A 17757-nucleotide genomic window follows, 5' to 3' on the forward strand; every position below is an offset into this window, starting at 1 on the left:
CGTCACGACTTGCCTACCTCACTTGTCTGGGTGATGTCGGCCTCCACCTTATTCAGCACGTCGGCGAGGTGAGCACCGACCTTGCCGATGATCGGTTCGTCGATGGCCTGGATGTGCTCGCCGCCGATCGGCACCACCTCGAGGTCGGCCACGTACTCGCCCCAGCCGCCGTCGGGCTTGCGGATCGCGTAGCGCGGCTCGAACTCGATGACGTCGTCGTGGTAGCGGTCGGCCATGTACAGGGTGACGTGTCCGTCGTACGGCTCGATCTGGACGGTTTCGAGCGCCCGGTTGTCCAGGTACGACGTCCGCTGGTGCTCGACGATGCCACCCGGGATCTGCACACCGCTCTGCTGGACGATGTCCAGCACGAACTTGACCTGGCCCTCGTCGTCGAGCTCTTCGAGCTGCTCGTAGGGGATCGCGGGAATCTCGACGTTGAAGGTGCGCTCGGCGAACTTCGCGTACCGGTCCCAGCGCTTGCGGGTCTCCTCCTGCGTCTGCGGGATCTCCTCGCCGGCGCGCACCGTGTCGATCATCCCGACGAAGCGGACGTCTTCACCGGCCCGCTTCAGGCCGATCGCGCACGCGTAGGCCAGCGCGCCGCCGAGCGACCACCCGGCCAGGATGAACGGCTTGCCCGCGTTCATCTCCAGCAGCTTCGGCACGTACTGGGCGGCCCGCTCCTGCACGGTGCCCTCCACGCGCTCGAAGCCGTACATCGGCGTGTCCGCCGGCAGCCGGTTCAGCAGCGGCTCGTAGACCACGGTCGACCCGCCGGCCGGGTGGAACACGAACACCGGGGGCTTGGAGCTGCCCTCGGGGCGCGCCCGCAGCGTGCGGACGAAGCCGTCGATCTGACCGGCCTCCAGGTACTGACGCACCTTTTCGGCCAGCGCCTCGATGGTGTCCGACGTCAGGACGTCCTCGGCGGTGATGTCGCCCTCGGCGCGTTCGGAGAGCCGCTGCGCCATCTTGGCCGCGGTGTCCTGGTCGAGCTTGGGCAGCGGGTTGAAGATGCCGCCCGGCGACTTGCCCGTGACGATGGCCCAGGTGGCGAAGGTGACCCGCTCGGCGGCGTCGCGCGGCGGCACATCGGAATTCAGCGCCTTGGACACCGCCTCCTGGCTGAGCGCCCCGGCCAGATCCGGCGTGGCGCCGTTGGTCGCGGCGCCCTTCGGGCCCGACGGGTCCGTCGGCGGCGGCGGGATCGTCGCGTCCGACGGCGGTGGTGCGGGCTGAGTCTCGGGCTCGGCCTGCGGGTCCGGAGCCGGTGCGGCGGCCGTCGTCGTCGTCGCCCCGCTGAGCAGCTGCGCCTGCTCTCTGGCGATCTCCTCGGGCGTCTGCGTCTTCTGGTGCTCGTGCAGCTGGTCGACCTCGTCGCGGTGCTCGACCGCGTACTCGATCAGCTTCTCGATCGCGTACAGGTTGGCGTCCCGCACGGCCGTCAATTGGATTGGCGGCAGGTCGAAGTCGTATTCGACCCGGTTCTTGATCCGCACGGCCATCAGCGAGTCGAGGCCGAGCTCGATCAGCGGCACCTCCCACGGCAGGTCCTCGGGCTCGTAGCCCATGGCCGCCGACACGATCAGGCCCAGCCGCTCGCCGACGGTCTCACCGGAATCCGGCGACCACCGGCCCACGCTGGACGGCAGGTAGCGGTTGGTCAGGCTGTCCGACAGCGTTTCGGCGTCGGCCTCCTCGGCGGCTGCGGGCGCTTGCGGCGCCTCGATCGGCGCCGCGATCGCGGTGCCGGCGCCTACCGCGGTCGGCAGCACCGACGCGGTGCCCCCGCGTGACACCAGCGCGTCGTAGACCAGCGTGAACGACTCGTCGATGCGGGCGTGCACCTGAACCGAGGCGCCACCCGGGTGCCGGGTCATGGTCGTCACCAGCCGGGCGCCCGCGCCGGGCACCGCGCGCTGCTCGGACGCCACGAGCTGCGCGTCCGAAAGGACTTGCTTGGCAGCGGATTTCACCAGCGCGGCCAGATCGGTCTCACCGTTGCGCGGGGCGTACTCCCAGACGTGGCGCCCGTCCGGCAGCGCGACGTGGGTGCCCGGCATGATCACCGAGCCGTCGCCGGAGAAGTGCACGTCCAGCCAGTGCTCTTTGCGCTTGAACTTCGTCAGCGGAATGTTCGCAAAGTCTTCAGGGCCCTGCGCACGGGTGAACAGCGTGCGGATGTCCAGGTCGTGACCGTGGACGTAGAGCTGGGCCATGGCCGAGATCATCGACTCGACGTCGTCCTGCTTTTTGGCTAGCGTCGGAATCAGTTGCGCGTCATGCAGACCCGCGGCGGCGGTGGTCAGGCCGATCTGCATGAGCGCCACCGGGTTTGGCGCGAGCTCCAGGAACGTGGTGTGGCCGCTGTCGACGGCGTTGCGCACGCCGTGGGTGAAGTAGACCGAATGCCGCATGCCCTTGACCCAGTACGCGACGTCGTGGATCGGCTCGCCGCCGGGCTTGATGTAGGTGCCCTCGTGCACCGTCGAGAAGATTCCCACGGTCGGGCTCATCGGCTCGATGCCCTGCAGCTCCGCGGAGAACTCACCGAGCAGCGGATCCATCTGGGAGGTGTGGCCGGCGCCCTTGGTCTGCAGCTTGCGGGCGAAGCGGCCCTCCGCCTCGGCGCGCGCGACGATCGCGTCGATCTGCTCGGGCGGACCGCCGATCACGGTCTGACTGGGCGCGGCGTAGACGCACACCTCCAGGCCGGGGAAGTCGGCGAACACCGTCTTGAGCTCGTCGGCGGAGTACTCGACGAGCGCCATGAAGCGGATGTACTCGCCGAACAGCATCGCCTCGCCCTCGCCCATCAGGTGCGAGCGCGACGCGATCACGCGGGCCGCGTCGGCCAGCGACAGCCCGCCGGCGAAGTACGCCGACGCGGGCTCGCCGAGCGACTGCCCAATCACCGCGGCGGGCTTGGCGCCGTGGTGCTTGAGCAGCTCGCCGAGCGCGATCTGGATCGCGAAGATGACGACGTTGGACGTCTCGATGCCGTACTCGTGCGAGTCGTCGAGGATGAGCTCGAGCACCGAGTAGCCGCGCTCGTCCTGGATCAGCGCGTCGACCTTCTCGATCCACTCGGCGAAGACCGCGTTGCGCAAATACAGGTTCTTGCCCATCTTGCGGTGCTGCGCGCCGAAACCGGCCATCGCCCACACCGGGCCGCTGGTCACCGGACCGTCGGTGCTGAACACGTTCGGCCGCTGCTTGCCCTCGGCGACCGCGCGCAGGCCCTTGATGGCCTCTTCGTGGTCGTGCGCCAGCACCACCGCGCGCGAGCGGCCGTGGTTGCGCCGCGACAGCGACCGGCCGATCGATTCCAGGGACGACGCCTGGCCTTCCGGGCTTTCCATCCAGTCCGCGAGCTCGGCGGCGGCGGCCTTCTTGCGTGACGTCAGGAACCCCGACACCGCGAGCGGGATCAGCGGCTTGGTCGGCTCCGATTCCTCTTGCGCGGCAAGCTCTTCCAGGGCGATCTCTTTGAGACGCAGCGCCTCGTCGGTGACGCCGGGCAGCTCGTAGGCTTCCTCCACCGCCTCGGAGGCGTCGGGGATGATGTTGCCGAAGTCGTCGAATCGCAGCGAGTGGCTTTCGAGCGTGGGCGCCTCGGCCGGGTCCTCGCCGGCCGCCGCGGGCGCGATGATCTCGGCCTGCGGTTCCGGCTCCTTCTCGATCACGTCGCGGGGCAACACCTCGCGCACCACCAGGTGCGCGTTGGCCCCGCCGAAGCCGAAGCTGGACACCCCGGCCAGCGCGTAACCGCCGTAGCGCGGCCAATCGCTGGCGGTGTCAACGACTTTCAAGCGCATGCCCTCGAAGTCGATGTAGGGGCTCGGGCCGGCGAAGTTGATCGACGGCGGCAGCTTGTCGTGCTGCAGCGCCAGCACCACCTTGGCCAGGCTCGCCGCACCGGCGGCCGACTCCAGGTGTCCCACATTGGTTTTCACCGCGCCCAGCAACGCCGGACGGTCGGCGGGGCGGCCGCGCCCGACGACGCGGCCCAGCGCCTCGGCCTCGATGGGGTCACCCAGCACGGTGCCGGTGCCGTGCGCCTCGATGTAGTCGACGGTCCGCGGGTCGATCCCGGCGTCCTTGTAGGCCCGGCGCAGCACCTCGGCCTGGGCGTCCTGGTTGGGGGCGATCAGGCCGTTGGACCGGCCGTCGTGGTTGACCGCGCTGCCGGCGATGACCGCCAGGATCTGGTCGCCGTCGCGGCGGGCGTCGTCGACCCGCTTGAGCACGAACATGCCGCCGCCCTCGGAGCGGGTGTAGCCGTCGGCGTCCGACGAGAACGACTTGATCCGGCCGTCGGGCGCCAGCACCGCGCCGATCTCGTCGAAACCGAGCGTCACCAGCGGGGTGAGCAACGCGTTGACACCGCCGGCGACGGCCACGTCGCACTCGCCGTTGCGCAGCGCCTGCACCGCCTGGTGCGTCGCCACCAGCGAGCTCGAGCAGGCGGTGTCCAGCGCCACCGAGGGACCGCGGAAGTCGTAGAAGTAGGACACCCGGTTGGCGATGATCGAGCTGGCCGTTCCGGTGATCGCGTAAGGGTGGGCGACCGTCGGGTCGGACACCGCCAGGAATTGGTAGTCGTTGTTGGAGAAGCCGACGTAGACGCCGACGGCCTCGCCGCGCAGGCTCGACGCCGGGATGCGGGCGTGCTCGAGCGCCTCCCAGGTGAGTTCGAGCGCCATCCGCTGCTGGGGGTCGATGTTGTCGGCCTCGGTCTTGGCGACCGCAAAGAACTCCGAGTCGAAGCCCTTGATGTCCTTCAGGTAGCCGCCGCGGGTGCGCGCGGTGCCCACGCGCTCGGCGATGCGGGGTTCCTCGAGGAATTCCGACCAGCGGCCCTCGGGCAGGTCGGTGATGGCGTCGCGGCCTTCCATCAGCGCCGCCCACGTCTCGTCCGGGGAGTTCATGTCGCCGGGCAACCGGGTCGCCAGGCCCACGATCGCGATGTCGACGCGCTCGGCCGGGCCGGTGCGGGTCCAGTCGGCACCGTCCAGCTCGTCGTCGGCCACCTCGGGCTCACCCTCGATGATGCGGGTGGCCAGCGATTCGATGGTCGGGTGCTGGAACGCCACCGCGACCGACAGGGTCACACCGGTCAGGTCTTCGATGTCGGCGGCCATTGCCACGGCGTCGCGCGACGCCAGGCCCAGCTCGACCATCGGCACCGACTCGTCGATCTCGTCGGGGGACTTCCCGACGGCCCGGCCCACCCAGTTGCGCAGCCATTCGCGCATCTCGGGGACCGTGGTTATGCGCCGCTTCTCAGCATCGCTTCGCTCTGCATCGTCGCCGGCGCGCATGTCGGCCTTCTTCGCGGGCACCTCCCCGTCAGGGCCCGGGGTGTGGTTTTCGGGGTGCTCAGTGTCAGCCATGTTCCTCAGGGATTCAGTCAGTGGAGCTGGCGAAGGCCGTCGGGGAACCGACGCCGCTTCGCAAACTGCCGTCGAGGTAGGCCGCGCGGCAGGCGCGGTGCCCGATCTTGCCGCTGGAGGTGCGCGGGATCGTGCCCGACTGCACCAGCAACAGGTCGCGGATCGTCACGCCGTGGCGCACGGCAATGGCCGCCCGGATGTCGTCGGCGATGGGCTGGTAGTCCAGCTTGTGCGAGCCGGCCGCGCGCTCGGCGACGATCACCAGCTGCTCGGAGACGTCGTCGGGGTCGTACTTGATGCCGGCGTGCGGGTTGTCGAAGACTTCCTTCGGCAGTTGGTTGGCCGGCACCGAGAATGCGGCCACGTAGCCGGTGCGCAGCGCCTTGCTGGCTTCCTGCGCCGAGTACTCGAGGTCCTGCGGGTAGTGGTTGCGGCCGTCGATGATGACCAGGTCCTTGATGCGGCCGGCGATGTAGAGGTGGCCTTTGTGGTAGGTGCCGTAGTCGCCGGTCTTGACCCACGTGCCGTCGTCGGGGGCGCCCTCGGCGTGCGACTGGCTGATCCGCGACTTGAGGATGTTGCGGAAGACGTCGTTGGTTTCGTCTTCCTTGCCCCAGTAGCCAGTGCCCAGGTTCTTCCCGTGCAGCCAGATCTCGCCGATCTGACCGTCCGGCAGCTCGCTGGCGGTCTCCGGGTCGACGATGACGGCCCATTCGTCGACGCCGATGATGCCGGCGGACACCTGCGGAACGGCCTTCGGGGAATCGGCGGACACCTCGACGAAGCGCTGCTTGTTCAGCTCGTCACGGTCGACGTGGATGACCGTCGGCGCCTCGTCCATCGGCGTGGTGGAGACGAACAGCGTCGCCTCGGCCAGGCCGTAGGACGGCTTGATCGCGGTCTCCCGCAGGCCGTACGGCGCGAACGCCTCGTAGAACTTGCGCATCGACGCCGGGGATACCGGCTCGCTGCCGTTGAGGATGGCCTTGACGTTGCTCAGGTCCAGCGGCGGCTCGCCCTCCTTGGGCACCCCGCGCACCGCCGCATGCTCGAACGCGAAGTTCGGCGCGACGGTGAAGACCTCGCTGTCGGGGTCGTCCTCGGGCTTGCGCGCCATCTCCCGGATCCAGCGGCCCGGCCGGCGCACGAAGGCGGCCGGCGTCATGAAGGTGAAGTTGTGGCCCAGCACCGGGGAGAGCAGCGCGGTGATCAGCCCCATGTCGTGGAAGAACGGCAACCACGACAGGCCGCGGTCGCCCTCCTTGCCTTCCAGCCCGTTGAGCACCTGCAACACATTGGTGGGCAGGTTGAGGTGGGTGATCTGCACGCCGGTCGGGGTCCGGGTCGAGCCGGACGTGTACTGCAGGTAGGCGATGGTGTCCTCGTCGGCCTCCGGCGGCTCCCAGGTCGAGGCGACCTCGTCGGGGACCGCGTCGACGGCGATGACGCGGGGGCGCTCCTTGGCCGACCGGGCGCGGATGAACTTGCGGACGCCTTCGGCGGCGTCGGTGGTGGTCAGGATCGTCGACGGGGCGCAGTCGTCGAGGACGGCGTGCAGGCGGCCGACGTGACCCGGCTCGGCGGGGTCGAACAGCGGGACCGCGATCCGGCCGGCATACAGGGCGCCGAAGAACGCGATGAGGTAGTTCAGGTTCTGCGGGCACAGCACGGCGATGCGGTCGCCCGGCTGGGTGACCTGCTGCAGGCGGGCGCCCACGGCCCGGTTGCGGGCGCTGAAGTCGCGCCACACGATGTCGCGGTATTCACCGTCGCGTTCGGTGGAGAAGTCGACGAACCGGTAGGCGAGCTTGTCACCCCGCACCCTCGCCCATTTCTCAACGTGCTTGACCAAGTTGGTGTTGTCCGGGAACTTGATCTTTCCATTCACGATGAACGGGTTGTGGTAGGGCATTGCGCTCTCCTGTCGCACCTGTTTTCGGTCGGCTCGGCCGACGCTTTGTTCCTTGGCCGGCTCCGCCGACGGGTTCGTTCTTCAGCCGGCTGGGCCGACGGTTACATGTCTACGCACGCGCGCCGGACCTCGCACGGCACCCACTGGGGAACGCCGGCTCATGTGCCAGCCCAGCCAGCATCGACCCCGACTGGGTGCGCGACGAAGTCCGATAGCTCTTAAATTCCTCTTAATGTTACGGGGCTGCCTACGGCAGACCAAATCACAAGGTACCGCTGATCGCTACCGTCAACCGCTACCTGAGGCTTGTGTCCCACCGCCCCGGTCATCCGTGTTTTGGTTGTGGCGCATTTGCGATCAGACCGTGAGCCCAGTTCAGCGTCCAGTCGGTCGCCGGTGCCCCGTCGATGCTCCAGCACTGCGTCGTGGCGTACAGGGCGTGGACCGGTTGGCCGGCCCCGCCGGCCAACGTGTTCAGCGTGGCCGGCAGGTTGGCGATGCTGAAAGCTTCCTCCGGAGCTGCACAAATCAGGTCGCCGGGCGCGCAGATCTCGTTGGTCTTGTCGTTGAGGTCGCCGAAACCACCGGGGCGCGGGCCGGTCATCGTCAGGCCCATCCCGGACAGGATGGGCACCTCGTGCAGCGTGACCTCGGCGCCCTGCCCCGGCGGGTTGGGTCCGATGTCGTTGCCGACCCCGATCTGCCGGCGACCGTCGGCGATCAAAGTCACACCCAGCACCAGGTCGTCGTCGACGGGTCCGCGGCCGTTGCCGATATCGCTGGCGATGTCGCCCGCGATCACCGCGCCCTGCGAAAAGCCCATCAGCACGTAACTGGTCAGCGGGCACTTGGTGTTCATGTCGGTCATTGCCTGCACCGTGGCGCGGGTGCCCTCGGCGCGGCTGGCGTTGTAGGACATCTGGGTGTCGCCACTCAGCGGGTTGTGGAACTGCGCGGTGTACGGGGTGGTGTAGGCCTGCAACCGCGACGACGGGAACTGCTGGGTCAGGCTCACGGTCGCCTTGTGCAGCAAGGCGTTGGGGAATTGCGTCGGATTGGCGGGGTCGTCCGCAACGGCGGACTCCCACGTGCCCGGGACATCGACCAGCAACACATCGGGGCACGACGCGTCCTGCGAGGCGGGCCGCGGCTTGTGCGGGTGCGTCGTGGTGGACGGCGCGGGCAGAACGCCGGGCGGCACCGCGCTGGGCTCGGAGTTGTGGCCGCGCAGCAGGGTGACCGCGGCAAGGATGCCCAACAGGACGACGGCGGCGACCGACAGGGCGGCAATCCAAGCGAGGGTGCGTTGGCGCTTACGCCGCGCGCTGTTAGCCATGGTCTCCTGCCAGCAGAGTCGGTGGATCGCAGCTACGCGGTCCTCCCGACCCCCGCTGCACCCCCTACACGGTACCGGCTCGGCCGAGTGGGCCGATCGGGCAGCGACCGGCTACCGGATGGCGCCGACGATGTCGCCCGACATGGCCCCGAGCTGCCCCGACCACGAGCCCCAGCCGTTGTCGCCGCCGCCGGGGAAGTCGAAGTGGCCGTTGTGTCCGCCGTTGCTGCGGTACTGCTGATAGAACTCGCGGGAACTGCCCATCGCGGCGCCCGCCTGGCCGATCATGGCGGCGTCGTCGCCGCCCATGTTGGTCGGGCTCCACACCCACACCCGGGTGTTGTTCTGCGCCAGCAGCGAGGCGTGCACGTAGGGGTCGTGCCACTTCCACCGGCCCAGCTGCGGGGCGCCCCACATGCCGTTGCCGTCGACGCCGCCGAACTGCTGCAGGCCGGCCAGGATGGCGCCGTTGTAGTTGGTGCTCGACGGGTAGAGGAACCCGGACAGCGACCCGGCGAAGCCGAAGCGGTCGGGGTGGAAGGCGGCCAGCGCCATCGCGCCGTACCCGCCCTGCGAGGCGCCGACGGCGGCGTGGCCGCCGGGGGCCAGGCCCTTGTTGGCGGCCAGCCAATCGGGCAGCTCGCTGGACAGGAAGGTGTCCCACTGCTTGCTGCCGTCCTGCTCCCAGTTGGTGTACATGCTCCAGGCGCCGCCGGCCGGAGCCACCACCGAGATGCCCTTGCCGCCGAGGGTGTTCATCGCGTTACCGGCGGTGACCCAGTTGCTCACGTCCGGGGCCGCGTTGAAGGCGTCCAGCAGGTAGACCGCGTGCGGGCCGCCGGCGAGGAAGGCCACCGGGATGTCGCGGCCCATCGCCGCCGACGGGACCATCAGGCTTTCGTAGCCCGCCGCGCGGGCGGTGCCGACGGTTGTGGCGGGCTGCAGCGCGAACGCCAACCCGACCGCTAGTACGGCTACGCAGAACAACCGCAGAAGCGCTGACATACCCCGCCCGACCGTCATGTCCACCCTCCATCGTCTAGTCGCTGCAAGCACAGTAGCCAGCGCCTTAGTTCCCCGACTCGCGGGGTAGTGAAACACGTCACAGCGGAGCAAACGACTAACGGCGGGAACCCCGAAGGGTTCCCGCCGCTCGTCGTGCTGCCTGGAGTGTTTAGGTGCCCTGGCCGTTGCCGGCGTTGGTGGCCGCGGCCGTGGCCGGACCCGCACCCGGGGTGGCGCCCAGCACCGACTGCAGGTCAGGCTTCATCGCCTGCAGCTGCGCGCCCCAGTAGGGCCAGTCGTGGGTGCCGTTGGCGTCGAAGTTCCACACCGCGTTGTTGCCGCCGGCGGCTTTGTACGCGTCCTGGAACTTCAGGTTGGACGTCCGCACGAAGCCCTCGAGGAACTTGGCGGGCAGGTTGTCGCCACCGAGGTCGGATGGCTTGCCGTTACCGCAGTACACCCAGATGCGGGTGTTGTTGGCGACCAGCTTGCCGACCTGCAGCGACGGGTCGTTGCGGGCCCAGGCCGGGTCCTCCTTGGGACCCCACATGTCGGCGGCCTTGTAGCCACCGGCGTCGCCCATGGCCAGGCCGATCAGCGACGGGCCCATGCCCTGCGACGGGTCCAGCAGCGCCGACAGCGAGCCGGCGTAAACGAACTGCTGCGGGTGGTAGGCGGCCAGGATCAGCGCGGACGAACCGGCCATCGACAGGCCGACCACGGCGCTGCCGGTCGACTTGACCTGCTTCTGGCTCTCCAGGTACGCGGGCAGCTCGCTGGTCAGGAAGGTCTCCCACTTGTAGGTGACGCAGCCGGCCTTGCCGCAGGCGGGCTTGTACCAGTCGGAGTAGAAGCTGGACTGGCCACCGACGGGCATGACCGTCGAGATGCCCGACTGGTTGTACCACTCGAACGCCGGGGTATTGATGTCCCAGCCGTTGAAGTCGTCTTGCGCACGCATGCCGTCGAGCAGGTACAACGCCGGCGAGTTGGCGCCACCGCTTTGGAACTGGATCTTGATGTCGCGGCCCATTCCAGCGGACGGAACCTGCAGGTACTCCACCGGCAGACCCGGGCGCGAGAAGGCCCCGGCGGTCGCCGAGCCTCCGACGGCGCCAATCAGGCCCGAGAGCAGCGCCGCACCGGCGGCCGCCACGACGAGCCGGCGCGGCATACCCGCCACGGCGCCGCGCAATCTGTCGACAAGCGTCATCCTTGCTTCCTCTATCCTTCTTGCGGCCTTTCGGCGCATTTCACCGATCGGGCGCTTCTTGATTGGGTCGAACCTGCCAGCGCGCAGGCGCGGCAGTGCTCGTGTAGTCAACCACACCTTATGACGTTCGGCCGCATCGAGGCGGCGCCGCCCACCGCCGAGCGGCCCTCCTACCCAGCGGTTTTCAATTCAAACACGTGTCCAAAAGGCGAGGTCTTGGCATGTGCTTGATCGTGATTGCCAGCTGGTGAGGGGCCAAATGTGATGTTGCTGGCATTTTTTCGCGGCGGGCGGGATGTGATTTGTTCGGTAGCTACCGAAATTTCTTCTGCGCGACGCTTACTCGCGCGGTGGCGGGGGTGCCTCGTCGGGAACCGGTAACCCGCACCGGGCCAATTCATATCGCGGTACCCGGTCGATGCGGTACCCGGTGAACTTGAAGGAGTTCACCAGGTTGGACAGGAAACGGTGCGGGGTCATCGGCGCGCGCACGGAGCTGAGCACCGCCTTGGTGTCCGGACACTGCAGCGCCGAGACGGCCTCCGCGACCCATTGCACGTCCAGGTAGCCGGGCACCCCGGGATACACCTTCACCCAGGGCCCGTCGGCGATCACCCAGTCGGGAAAGAGGTTCTTGTCGTGCCCGATCCGACCGTGCTTGAGCCGTTCCGTGTGCTGCGCAAGCGGATTCGCCAAACCGATCTGGTCGATCACCCGGACGTCGAGCCCGACGTTCATGCCCACCATGCCGAGGTTGGTGAAAAACACTGCATGCTGGGGTTTTTGCGGGGACTTGTCGCCCGGCGCCGGCTGAGCTTGCGGCACCAGGTCCCATTGAATGTAGTTGCCCGACGGCAGCAGCAACGCGCCGTCGGGAGTGTTGTTCAGGGCGGTCAGGATGGCCGCCATCCGCGGATAGCCCAGGTAATCCGCGGCGGTCAGCGGGTGCGCGTGACCGGTGGCCTGGGCATAGAACCGGCGCTCGTCGACGATCCCGGAATAGGTGACGTGGGTGGCGTCGTCGCCCATCCCCGGCGAATTCGCCGCCCACAGCGCCCATCCGGCCAGCCCCAGCCACAGCGCACCGGCGGCGCCGGCGACCCAGTTACCGGTCTCCCGCGAGTAGTCCTGGCCGTCAGGGATGGCGATCGGGACGACGGCGACGGGTGCCAGCAGGCAGAACAGCGGCGCCAGCAGCACCCGGGCGTGCATGAAGTCGCCGCCTTGCCGGATCCAGTAGAGGGCCTGCAGCAGACCGCTGACCAGCACCCAGGCCACGACCGCCGGCGGGCTGTGCACGGCGCGGGCCCAGCGCCCGTAGTCGGGGGCCAGCGCGGGGCGCAGAAACGACGGGCGGCGCCGCGCGGCGAACAGCAGCACCCCCAGCGGTATCAGCAGGACCAGGGGGATCCACACCGCGTAGGGCGCGTCGAAGTTGAACAGGTAGATCATGCCCTGCGACCACTTATCCCCGGCCGCGTCCTTGGCCAGCGCGGTGCCGGGCACCAGCAGGCCGTAGTACCCCATCCGGAAGATCTCGTAGGCAACCGGGAGGAAGCCACCGGCCACCACGATCAATACCCGGTGGCGCCAGGTCCGGGCCGCGATCAACATCATGATCAACGCCAGGCCGCCCATGAGGGCCAGCTCCGGCCGCACCAGCACGCTGAACCCGGCAACGAAGGCCAGCGCTCCGGCGAACACCTTGTTGTCCGGGCGGTTGCGCACCGGCTGCGCCCAGCAGACCATCATCCACCACAGCAACCCGAGATAGGCCAGCGCCAACCCGCTCTCCAGCCCGGACGTGGCGAAGTCCCGCGCGGGCGGCAGCGCGATGTACACGAGCGCGCCGGCGGGCAACATGATCGCCCTGCGGCCGCGCAAGCTCGGCGCGTACAACCGCGCGGCGCCCAGCATCAGCAGCGCCACGCCCGCCACCGACAGCACCAGCGCGAGGGCGAGCGCCACGTACTCCATGCGCAACGGCCCGCCGACCCAGCTACCCAGATACATCAGGTATGTCCAGGCGGTGGAGGTGTTGGCCTCCACCCGCTCACCCTGGTTGAACACCGGCCCGTTGCCGGCGAGCAGATTGCGCACGGTGCGCAACACGATCAGGCCGTCGTCGGCGATCCACCGCCGCTGCCAACTCCCCCAGCCGAACAGCACGGCGACCACCGCCACGCTGATCCACAGGCTGACCCGCGACAGGGTGGTGTAGGGAAACATGGGCCAGCCGGGCCGCCTGATCACCGGCCGGCTGCGCATCATGCGCGCTTTGAGAGCCTGCAGTTCGGGGCTAACCGAAGGCAACGGCGGCTCCGACCGTCGCGATCCACGCCAGGAACAGCAGCTGCAGCACCCGGTCCCGCAGCGCGATGTCTTCGGGTTCGCCGGCCAGCCCGCCGTCGACGTCGACCGCGTAGCGCAGGATCGCGATGGTGAACGGCACCAGCGACACCGCGTACCACGACCCGGAGTGGTGGTCGCGCTCGAACGCCCACAGTCCGTAGCAGATCACCACCGCGGTCGCCGACATCGTCCAGACGAATCGCAGATAGGTGCTGGTGTAGCTCTCCAGCGATTTGCGGATCTTCGCGCCGGTGCGCTCGGCGACCTGCAGCTCGGCGTAGCGCTTACCGGCCACCATGAACAGCGACGCGAAGGCGGCCGACAACAGGAACCATTGGGAGAGCGGGATTTCGGTGGCCACACCGCCGGCGATGGCGCGCAGCAGGTATGCCGACGACACGATGCAGATGTCAAGCACCGCTTGGTGTTTGAGGCCGAAGCAGTACGCCAGTTGCATGGCGAGGTAGATCGCCATCACCAGCGCCAGGTTCGGCGTCACCAGCCACGCGATGCCGAGCGAGGCCGCACCCAGCAGCACCGCCAGGAAGTAGGCCAGCCATTCGGGCACCACGCCCGCGGCGATCGGGCGGAACCGCTTGGTGGGGTGCTCGCGATCGGCCTCGACGTCGCGGACGTCGTTGACCAGATAGACCGCCGACGCCCCCAGGCTGAACACCACGAACGCCAGCCCCACCTGGGTGAGCATCTGTCCGTAGTCATACCGAATGCCGCTGCCCAGGCCGGCCACCGGCGCGGCCAGCACCAAGACGTTCTTCACCCACTGCCGGGGCCGGATCGCCTTGATTACCCCGGTGATCAGGTTGCCCGGCGGCCGGGTCACGACGTCCTCACTCATCCAGCCACACCTCTCGTGCGCGGCGCGCGACCGCCGCAACGACGGCACCCAGAGCGATGCCGAAGGCCACGTCGCTGGGGTAGTGCACACCCAACAGCATCCGCGACAACGCCATCGGCGGCACCAGGACCGCGGGCAGCGGCAGGCCGGTGGTCCGGCCCATCAGGATGGCCGCGGCGGTGGTCGAAGTGGCATGTGCGGACGGGAAACTCAGCTGGCTGGGCGTGCCGACGTTCACCGCGACGGCGGGGTCATGCGGCCGCTTGCGGCGCACGATCCGCTTGACGATGACGGCGGCGGCGTGTGCGGCGAACGCACCGGCCCCGGCGACCAGCCAGTCCCGGCGCCGCTTCGGTGACAGCAGCGCGCCGAGCACGGCGACGGCCACCCAGCCCAGACTGTGCTCGCCGAAGTGGGACAGCGCTCGCGCCGTGGGGAGCGCCGCGGGCCGATCGCTCAGCGCCGCCTGGATGGCGACCAGCGCGGCCACCTCGCCGCGCGCCGCCTGCGCAGCGGCGGCCTCATGCATGTTCTGCAGCGGGCAGCAACGCCGTCTCCCACTTCTGCTTGCTGGACAACACCGGCAGCGCGTCGCGATACACCCGGCGCATCTCGTCGAAGCGGCTGAGCAGCTGACGCTGACGGCGCAGCGATGCGAACAAGAGCGAGAACATCTTTCGGCGGTCCCGCTGCCGATAGACCACGCCACAGCCGTCCGCCGTGGTGACCGTCACGCCGTCGACCGTGCACAGCCGGAACCAACGCGCATCCTGGGTGGGCACGTTGAACTCGGGCCGAATGTGGGATTCGGTGTCGGCCTTGGTCATGTTGTGCAGGATGCCGCGGGCCAGCCGGTAGCTGATCGAGACAGGGTTCACCGGCGGCTTCATCGCCTTGGTCTTGTGCGAGGGCGCCGGCAGTTCGCTGGCCGCCGGCAACACGACGGCGTCCGGGTATTCCTTGCGCAGCCGGTGCACTTCGGGCAGACCCGATTCCAGGATCGAGAAGATGTGCTCCGGGCCGGCGAGGAAGTCGTCGATGGCCCGGTTCTGAATCGCGACGGTCGAATACTCAAGGCAGGCAAGGTGTTTCAGGGTAGCCTTGAGGTGGCTGCGGACCAGGCCGGTGATGTCGCCCTCCCAGTGCAGCGCCGCCACCACCAGCCGGTTGCGCAGGTGGAAGTAGGCCTGCCAGTCGATGGCGTCGTCCTTGTCGCTCCAGGCCATGTGCCAGATCGCGGCGCCGGGCAACGTGACCGTCGGATAGCCGTGTTCGCCGGCGCGCAGACCGTATTCGGCGTCGTCCCACTTGATGAACAGCGGCAGCGGTTGGCCCAGCTCCTCCGCGACCTGCCGCGGGATCATGCATGTCCACCAGCCGTTGAAGTCGACGTCGATGCGCCGGTGCAGCAGCGCGCTGCGATCGTTCTTGTCGTTCAACGGAAACGTGGCGAAGTCGTGGTCGTACTCGGCGTGCGGCGCGGCGGTCCACATGAAATTCGCCTGGTTGACGACCTCACCCATGATGTGCAGATGCGACGGCTCCTGCAGGTTGAGCATCTGCCCGCCGATCAACGTCGGCGTCTTGGCGAACCGGCTGAGCGCCAGTACCCGCAGGATCGTGTCCGGCTCGATGCGGATGTCGTCGTCCATGAACAGGATCTGTTGGCAGTCGGTGTTTTTCAGCGCCTCGTACATCACCCGGCTGTAGCCGCCGGAGCCGCCGAGGTTGGGCTGGTTGTGGATGGACAGCCGGCTGCCCAGTCCCGCAGCCGCCGCCGCGAAGTCCGGATGGTCACGCACCTTCCGGGTGCCTTGGTCCGGGACGATGACCGCACCGATCACCTTGTCCACCAACGCATCCGCGGTCAGGTCGGCCAGCGCGTTGACGCAGTCGGCGGGGCGGTTGAACGTGGGGATGCCGACGGCGATGTTGGCCGTGCCCGGCGCGGGCTCGGTGGCGTACCAGCCGCCGCTGATGAGGTTGACCGCGGTGTCGGTGGTGATGTCGAACCAGATCCAGCCGCCGTCCTCGAACGGCTTGAGCGGCACCTCGATCTCGACGACGGCGGGCTGCTCGTCGGTGCCGACGAATTGGCGGCCCTGCACCGAGATTCGCACCCCGGTGGCTTTGGTCCGATAGACGTCGACGCGGCCGGTGCCGGTCAGCTCGACCCGCAGCACCACCGACTGACAGATCGACCAGCGCCGCCAGTAGCTGGCCGGGAACGCGTTGAAGTAGGTGGCGAACGACACTTCGGACTCTTTGCCGATCTCCAGCGACGTACGGCTGGTCGCGTGGGCGCGCCGGGCGTTGGTCGTCGACTCCTCCAGGTAGAGCTTGCGCACGTCGAGCGGTTCACCGGGACGCGGGAGGATGATCCGGGACAGCAGGCTCACGGCGGACATTTAGCGCGCGCCTTCCTCTTTGTTCTGGGCTTCCGTCAGGGATGCGCCGTCACGCAGGTGCGGCGCGAGAACGTTGTCGTACATGTTCAGGGCGCTGGCGATGGCCATGTGCATATCCAGGTATTGGTAGGTGCCCAGCCGGCCGCCGAACAGTACCTTCGACGACGCGGTCTCGGCTTTCGCCCTGGCCCGATAGGCGGCCAGCAGGGCGCGGTCGGATTCGGTGTTGATCGGATAGTAGGGCTCGTCGTCGTCCTCGGCGAAGCGCGAGTACTCGCGCATGATCACGGTCTTGTCGGCCGGATAGTCGCGCTCGGTGTGGAAGTGGCGGAACTCGTGGATGCGGGTGTAGGGCACGTCGGGGTCGTTGTAATTCATCACCGGTGTGCCCTGGAAATCGCCGATGGGCAGCACTTCCAGCTCGAAGTCCAGCGTGCGCCAGCCCAGCCGGCCCTCGGCGTAGTCGAAGTAGCGGTCCAGCGGCCCGGTGTAGACGACGGGGGCGTCGGGGCTGTCCGCGCGCAGTTGGTCGCGCACGTCGAACCAGTCCGTGTCCAGCCTGACCTCGATGCGGTCGTCGGCGGCCATGTTGCGCAGCCACGCGGTGTAACCGTCGACGGGCAGCCCCTCGTAGGTGTCGGAAAAGTAGCGGTTGTCGAACGTGTAGCGCACCGGCAGCCGGGTGATGTTGGCGGCCGGCAGCTCCTTGGGATCGGTCTGCCACTGCTTGGCGGTGTAGCCCTTGACGAAGGCCTCGTAGAGCGGCCGGCCGATCAGCGAGATCGCCTTCTCCTCGAGGTTCTGCGCGTCAGCCGTGTCGATCTCGGCGGCCTGCTCGGCGATGAGCTTGCGCGCCTCGTCGGGGGTGAAGTACCTGCCGAAGAACTGCGAGACCAGGCCGAGCCCCATCGGGAACTGATAGGCCTGCCCGTTGTGCATGGCGAAGACCCGGTGGCGGTAGTCGGTGAAGTCGGTGAACTGCCGCACGTAGTCCCACACCCTCTTGTTGGAGGTGTGGAACAGGTGGGCGCCGTACTTGTGCACCTCGATGCCGGTGTGTGGCTCGGCCTCCGAGTAGGCGTTGCCACCGATGTGCGGTCGGCGGTCCACGACGAGGACGCGCTTCTGAAGCTGGGTAGCCACGCGCTCGGCAATGGTCAGTCCGAAGAATCCAGAGCCGACGACGAAAAGATCGAAACGAGCTGTCATCGGTTGCTTAGGGTATCCGACCGCGTGGCCCTAACCCATTTGGCGAGGCCATGCGGCGGGCTCGGCC

Annotated in this window: 10 protein-coding genes; all 10 read right to left on the bottom strand. The window is 68.4% G+C overall.

Annotated features, from left to right (window positions below):
• Positions 1–2: 2 nt before the first annotated feature.
• On the bottom strand, positions 3–5327 hold the full coding sequence (pks13, locus tag DQP57_RS08705; RefSeq protein ID WP_165821780.1) for a polyketide synthase Pks13: 5325 nt from the start codon (positions 5325–5327) through the stop codon (positions 3–5).
• A gap of 85 nt (positions 5328–5412) precedes the next feature.
• A complete protein-coding gene (gene fadD32, locus DQP57_RS08710) occupies positions 5413–7311 on the bottom strand; it encodes a long-chain-fatty-acid--AMP ligase FadD32 (RefSeq protein ID WP_112632588.1) in 1899 nt (632 codons plus the stop codon).
• Between the two features lie 325 nt (positions 7312–7636).
• Positions 7637–8647 (bottom strand): carboxylesterase Culp6, encoded by a 1011-nt coding sequence (gene culp6, locus DQP57_RS08715; RefSeq protein WP_112632589.1) that lies wholly within the window; start codon positions 8645–8647, stop codon positions 7637–7639.
• A 111-nt stretch (positions 8648–8758) separates the two neighbouring features.
• Positions 8759–9670: an esterase family protein gene (locus DQP57_RS08720; RefSeq protein WP_112632624.1), complete on the bottom strand. Its 912-nt coding sequence runs from the start codon at positions 9668–9670 to the stop codon at positions 8759–8761.
• A gap of 151 nt (positions 9671–9821) precedes the next feature.
• On the bottom strand, positions 9822–10865 hold the full coding sequence (gene ag85A, locus DQP57_RS08725) for a diacylglycerol acyltransferase/mycolyltransferase Ag85A (protein WP_112632590.1): 1044 nt from the start codon (positions 10863–10865) through the stop codon (positions 9822–9824).
• A gap of 339 nt (positions 10866–11204) precedes the next feature.
• Entirely contained in the window at positions 11205–13178 is a 1974-nt protein-coding gene (aftB, locus tag DQP57_RS08730; protein WP_276310818.1) for a terminal beta-(1->2)-arabinofuranosyltransferase, read from the bottom strand.
• Positions 13165–14073 carry a decaprenyl-phosphate phosphoribosyltransferase gene (locus tag DQP57_RS08735; RefSeq protein ID WP_112632592.1) on the bottom strand — a complete coding sequence of 303 codons (909 nt, stop codon included), beginning with the start codon at positions 14071–14073 and terminating at the stop codon, positions 13165–13167. The genes aftB and DQP57_RS08735 overlap by 14 nt, the downstream gene beginning before the upstream one ends.
• Positions 14066–14602: a phosphatase PAP2 family protein gene (locus DQP57_RS08740; protein ID WP_205869072.1), complete on the bottom strand. Its 537-nt coding sequence runs from the start codon at positions 14600–14602 to the stop codon at positions 14066–14068. Before DQP57_RS08740 ends, DQP57_RS08735 begins: the two co-directional genes overlap by 8 nt.
• Positions 14595–16481 carry a glycosyltransferase gene (locus DQP57_RS08745; RefSeq protein WP_112632593.1) on the bottom strand — a complete coding sequence of 629 codons (1887 nt, stop codon included), beginning with the start codon at positions 16479–16481 and terminating at the stop codon, positions 14595–14597. The genes DQP57_RS08740 and DQP57_RS08745 overlap by 8 nt, the downstream gene beginning before the upstream one ends.
• Entirely contained in the window at positions 16482–17690 is a 1209-nt protein-coding gene (gene glf / locus DQP57_RS08750; RefSeq protein ID WP_112632594.1) for a UDP-galactopyranose mutase, read from the bottom strand.
• Between the last annotated feature and the right edge of the window lie 67 nt (positions 17691–17757).

Origin of the sequence: Mycobacterium colombiense (assembly GCF_003284935.1) — a bacterium.
Lineage (GTDB): Bacteria > Actinomycetota > Actinomycetes > Mycobacteriales > Mycobacteriaceae > Mycobacterium > Mycobacterium arosiense_A.

Excerpts from the sequence above, each read along its gene's own strand:
- DQP57_RS08720 (WP_112632624.1), bottom strand. The coding sequence starts at position 9,670 with ATGACGGTCGGGCGGGGTATGTCAGCGCTTCTGCGGTTGTTCTGCGTA.
- fadD32 (WP_112632588.1), bottom strand. The coding sequence starts at position 7,311 with ATGCCCTACCACAACCCGTTCATCGTGAATGGAAAGATCAAGTTCCCG.
- glf (WP_112632594.1), bottom strand. The coding sequence starts at position 17,690 with ATGACAGCTCGTTTCGATCTTTTCGTCGTCGGCTCTGGATTCTTCGGA.
- DQP57_RS08745 (WP_112632593.1), bottom strand. The coding sequence starts at position 16,481 with ATGTCCGCCGTGAGCCTGCTGTCCCGGATCATCCTCCCGCGTCCCGGT.
- culp6 (WP_112632589.1), bottom strand. The coding sequence starts at position 8,647 with ATGGCTAACAGCGCGCGGCGTAAGCGCCAACGCACCCTCGCTTGGATT.
- ag85A (WP_112632590.1), bottom strand. The coding sequence starts at position 10,865 with ATGACGCTTGTCGACAGATTGCGCGGCGCCGTGGCGGGTATGCCGCGC.
- DQP57_RS08735 (WP_112632592.1), bottom strand. The coding sequence starts at position 14,073 with ATGAGTGAGGACGTCGTGACCCGGCCGCCGGGCAACCTGATCACCGGG.
- DQP57_RS08740 (WP_205869072.1), bottom strand. The coding sequence starts at position 14,602 with ATGCATGAGGCCGCCGCTGCGCAGGCGGCGCGCGGCGAGGTGGCCGCG.
- pks13 (WP_165821780.1), bottom strand. The coding sequence starts at position 5,327 with ATGCGCGCCGGCGACGATGCAGAGCGAAGCGATGCTGAGAAGCGGCGC.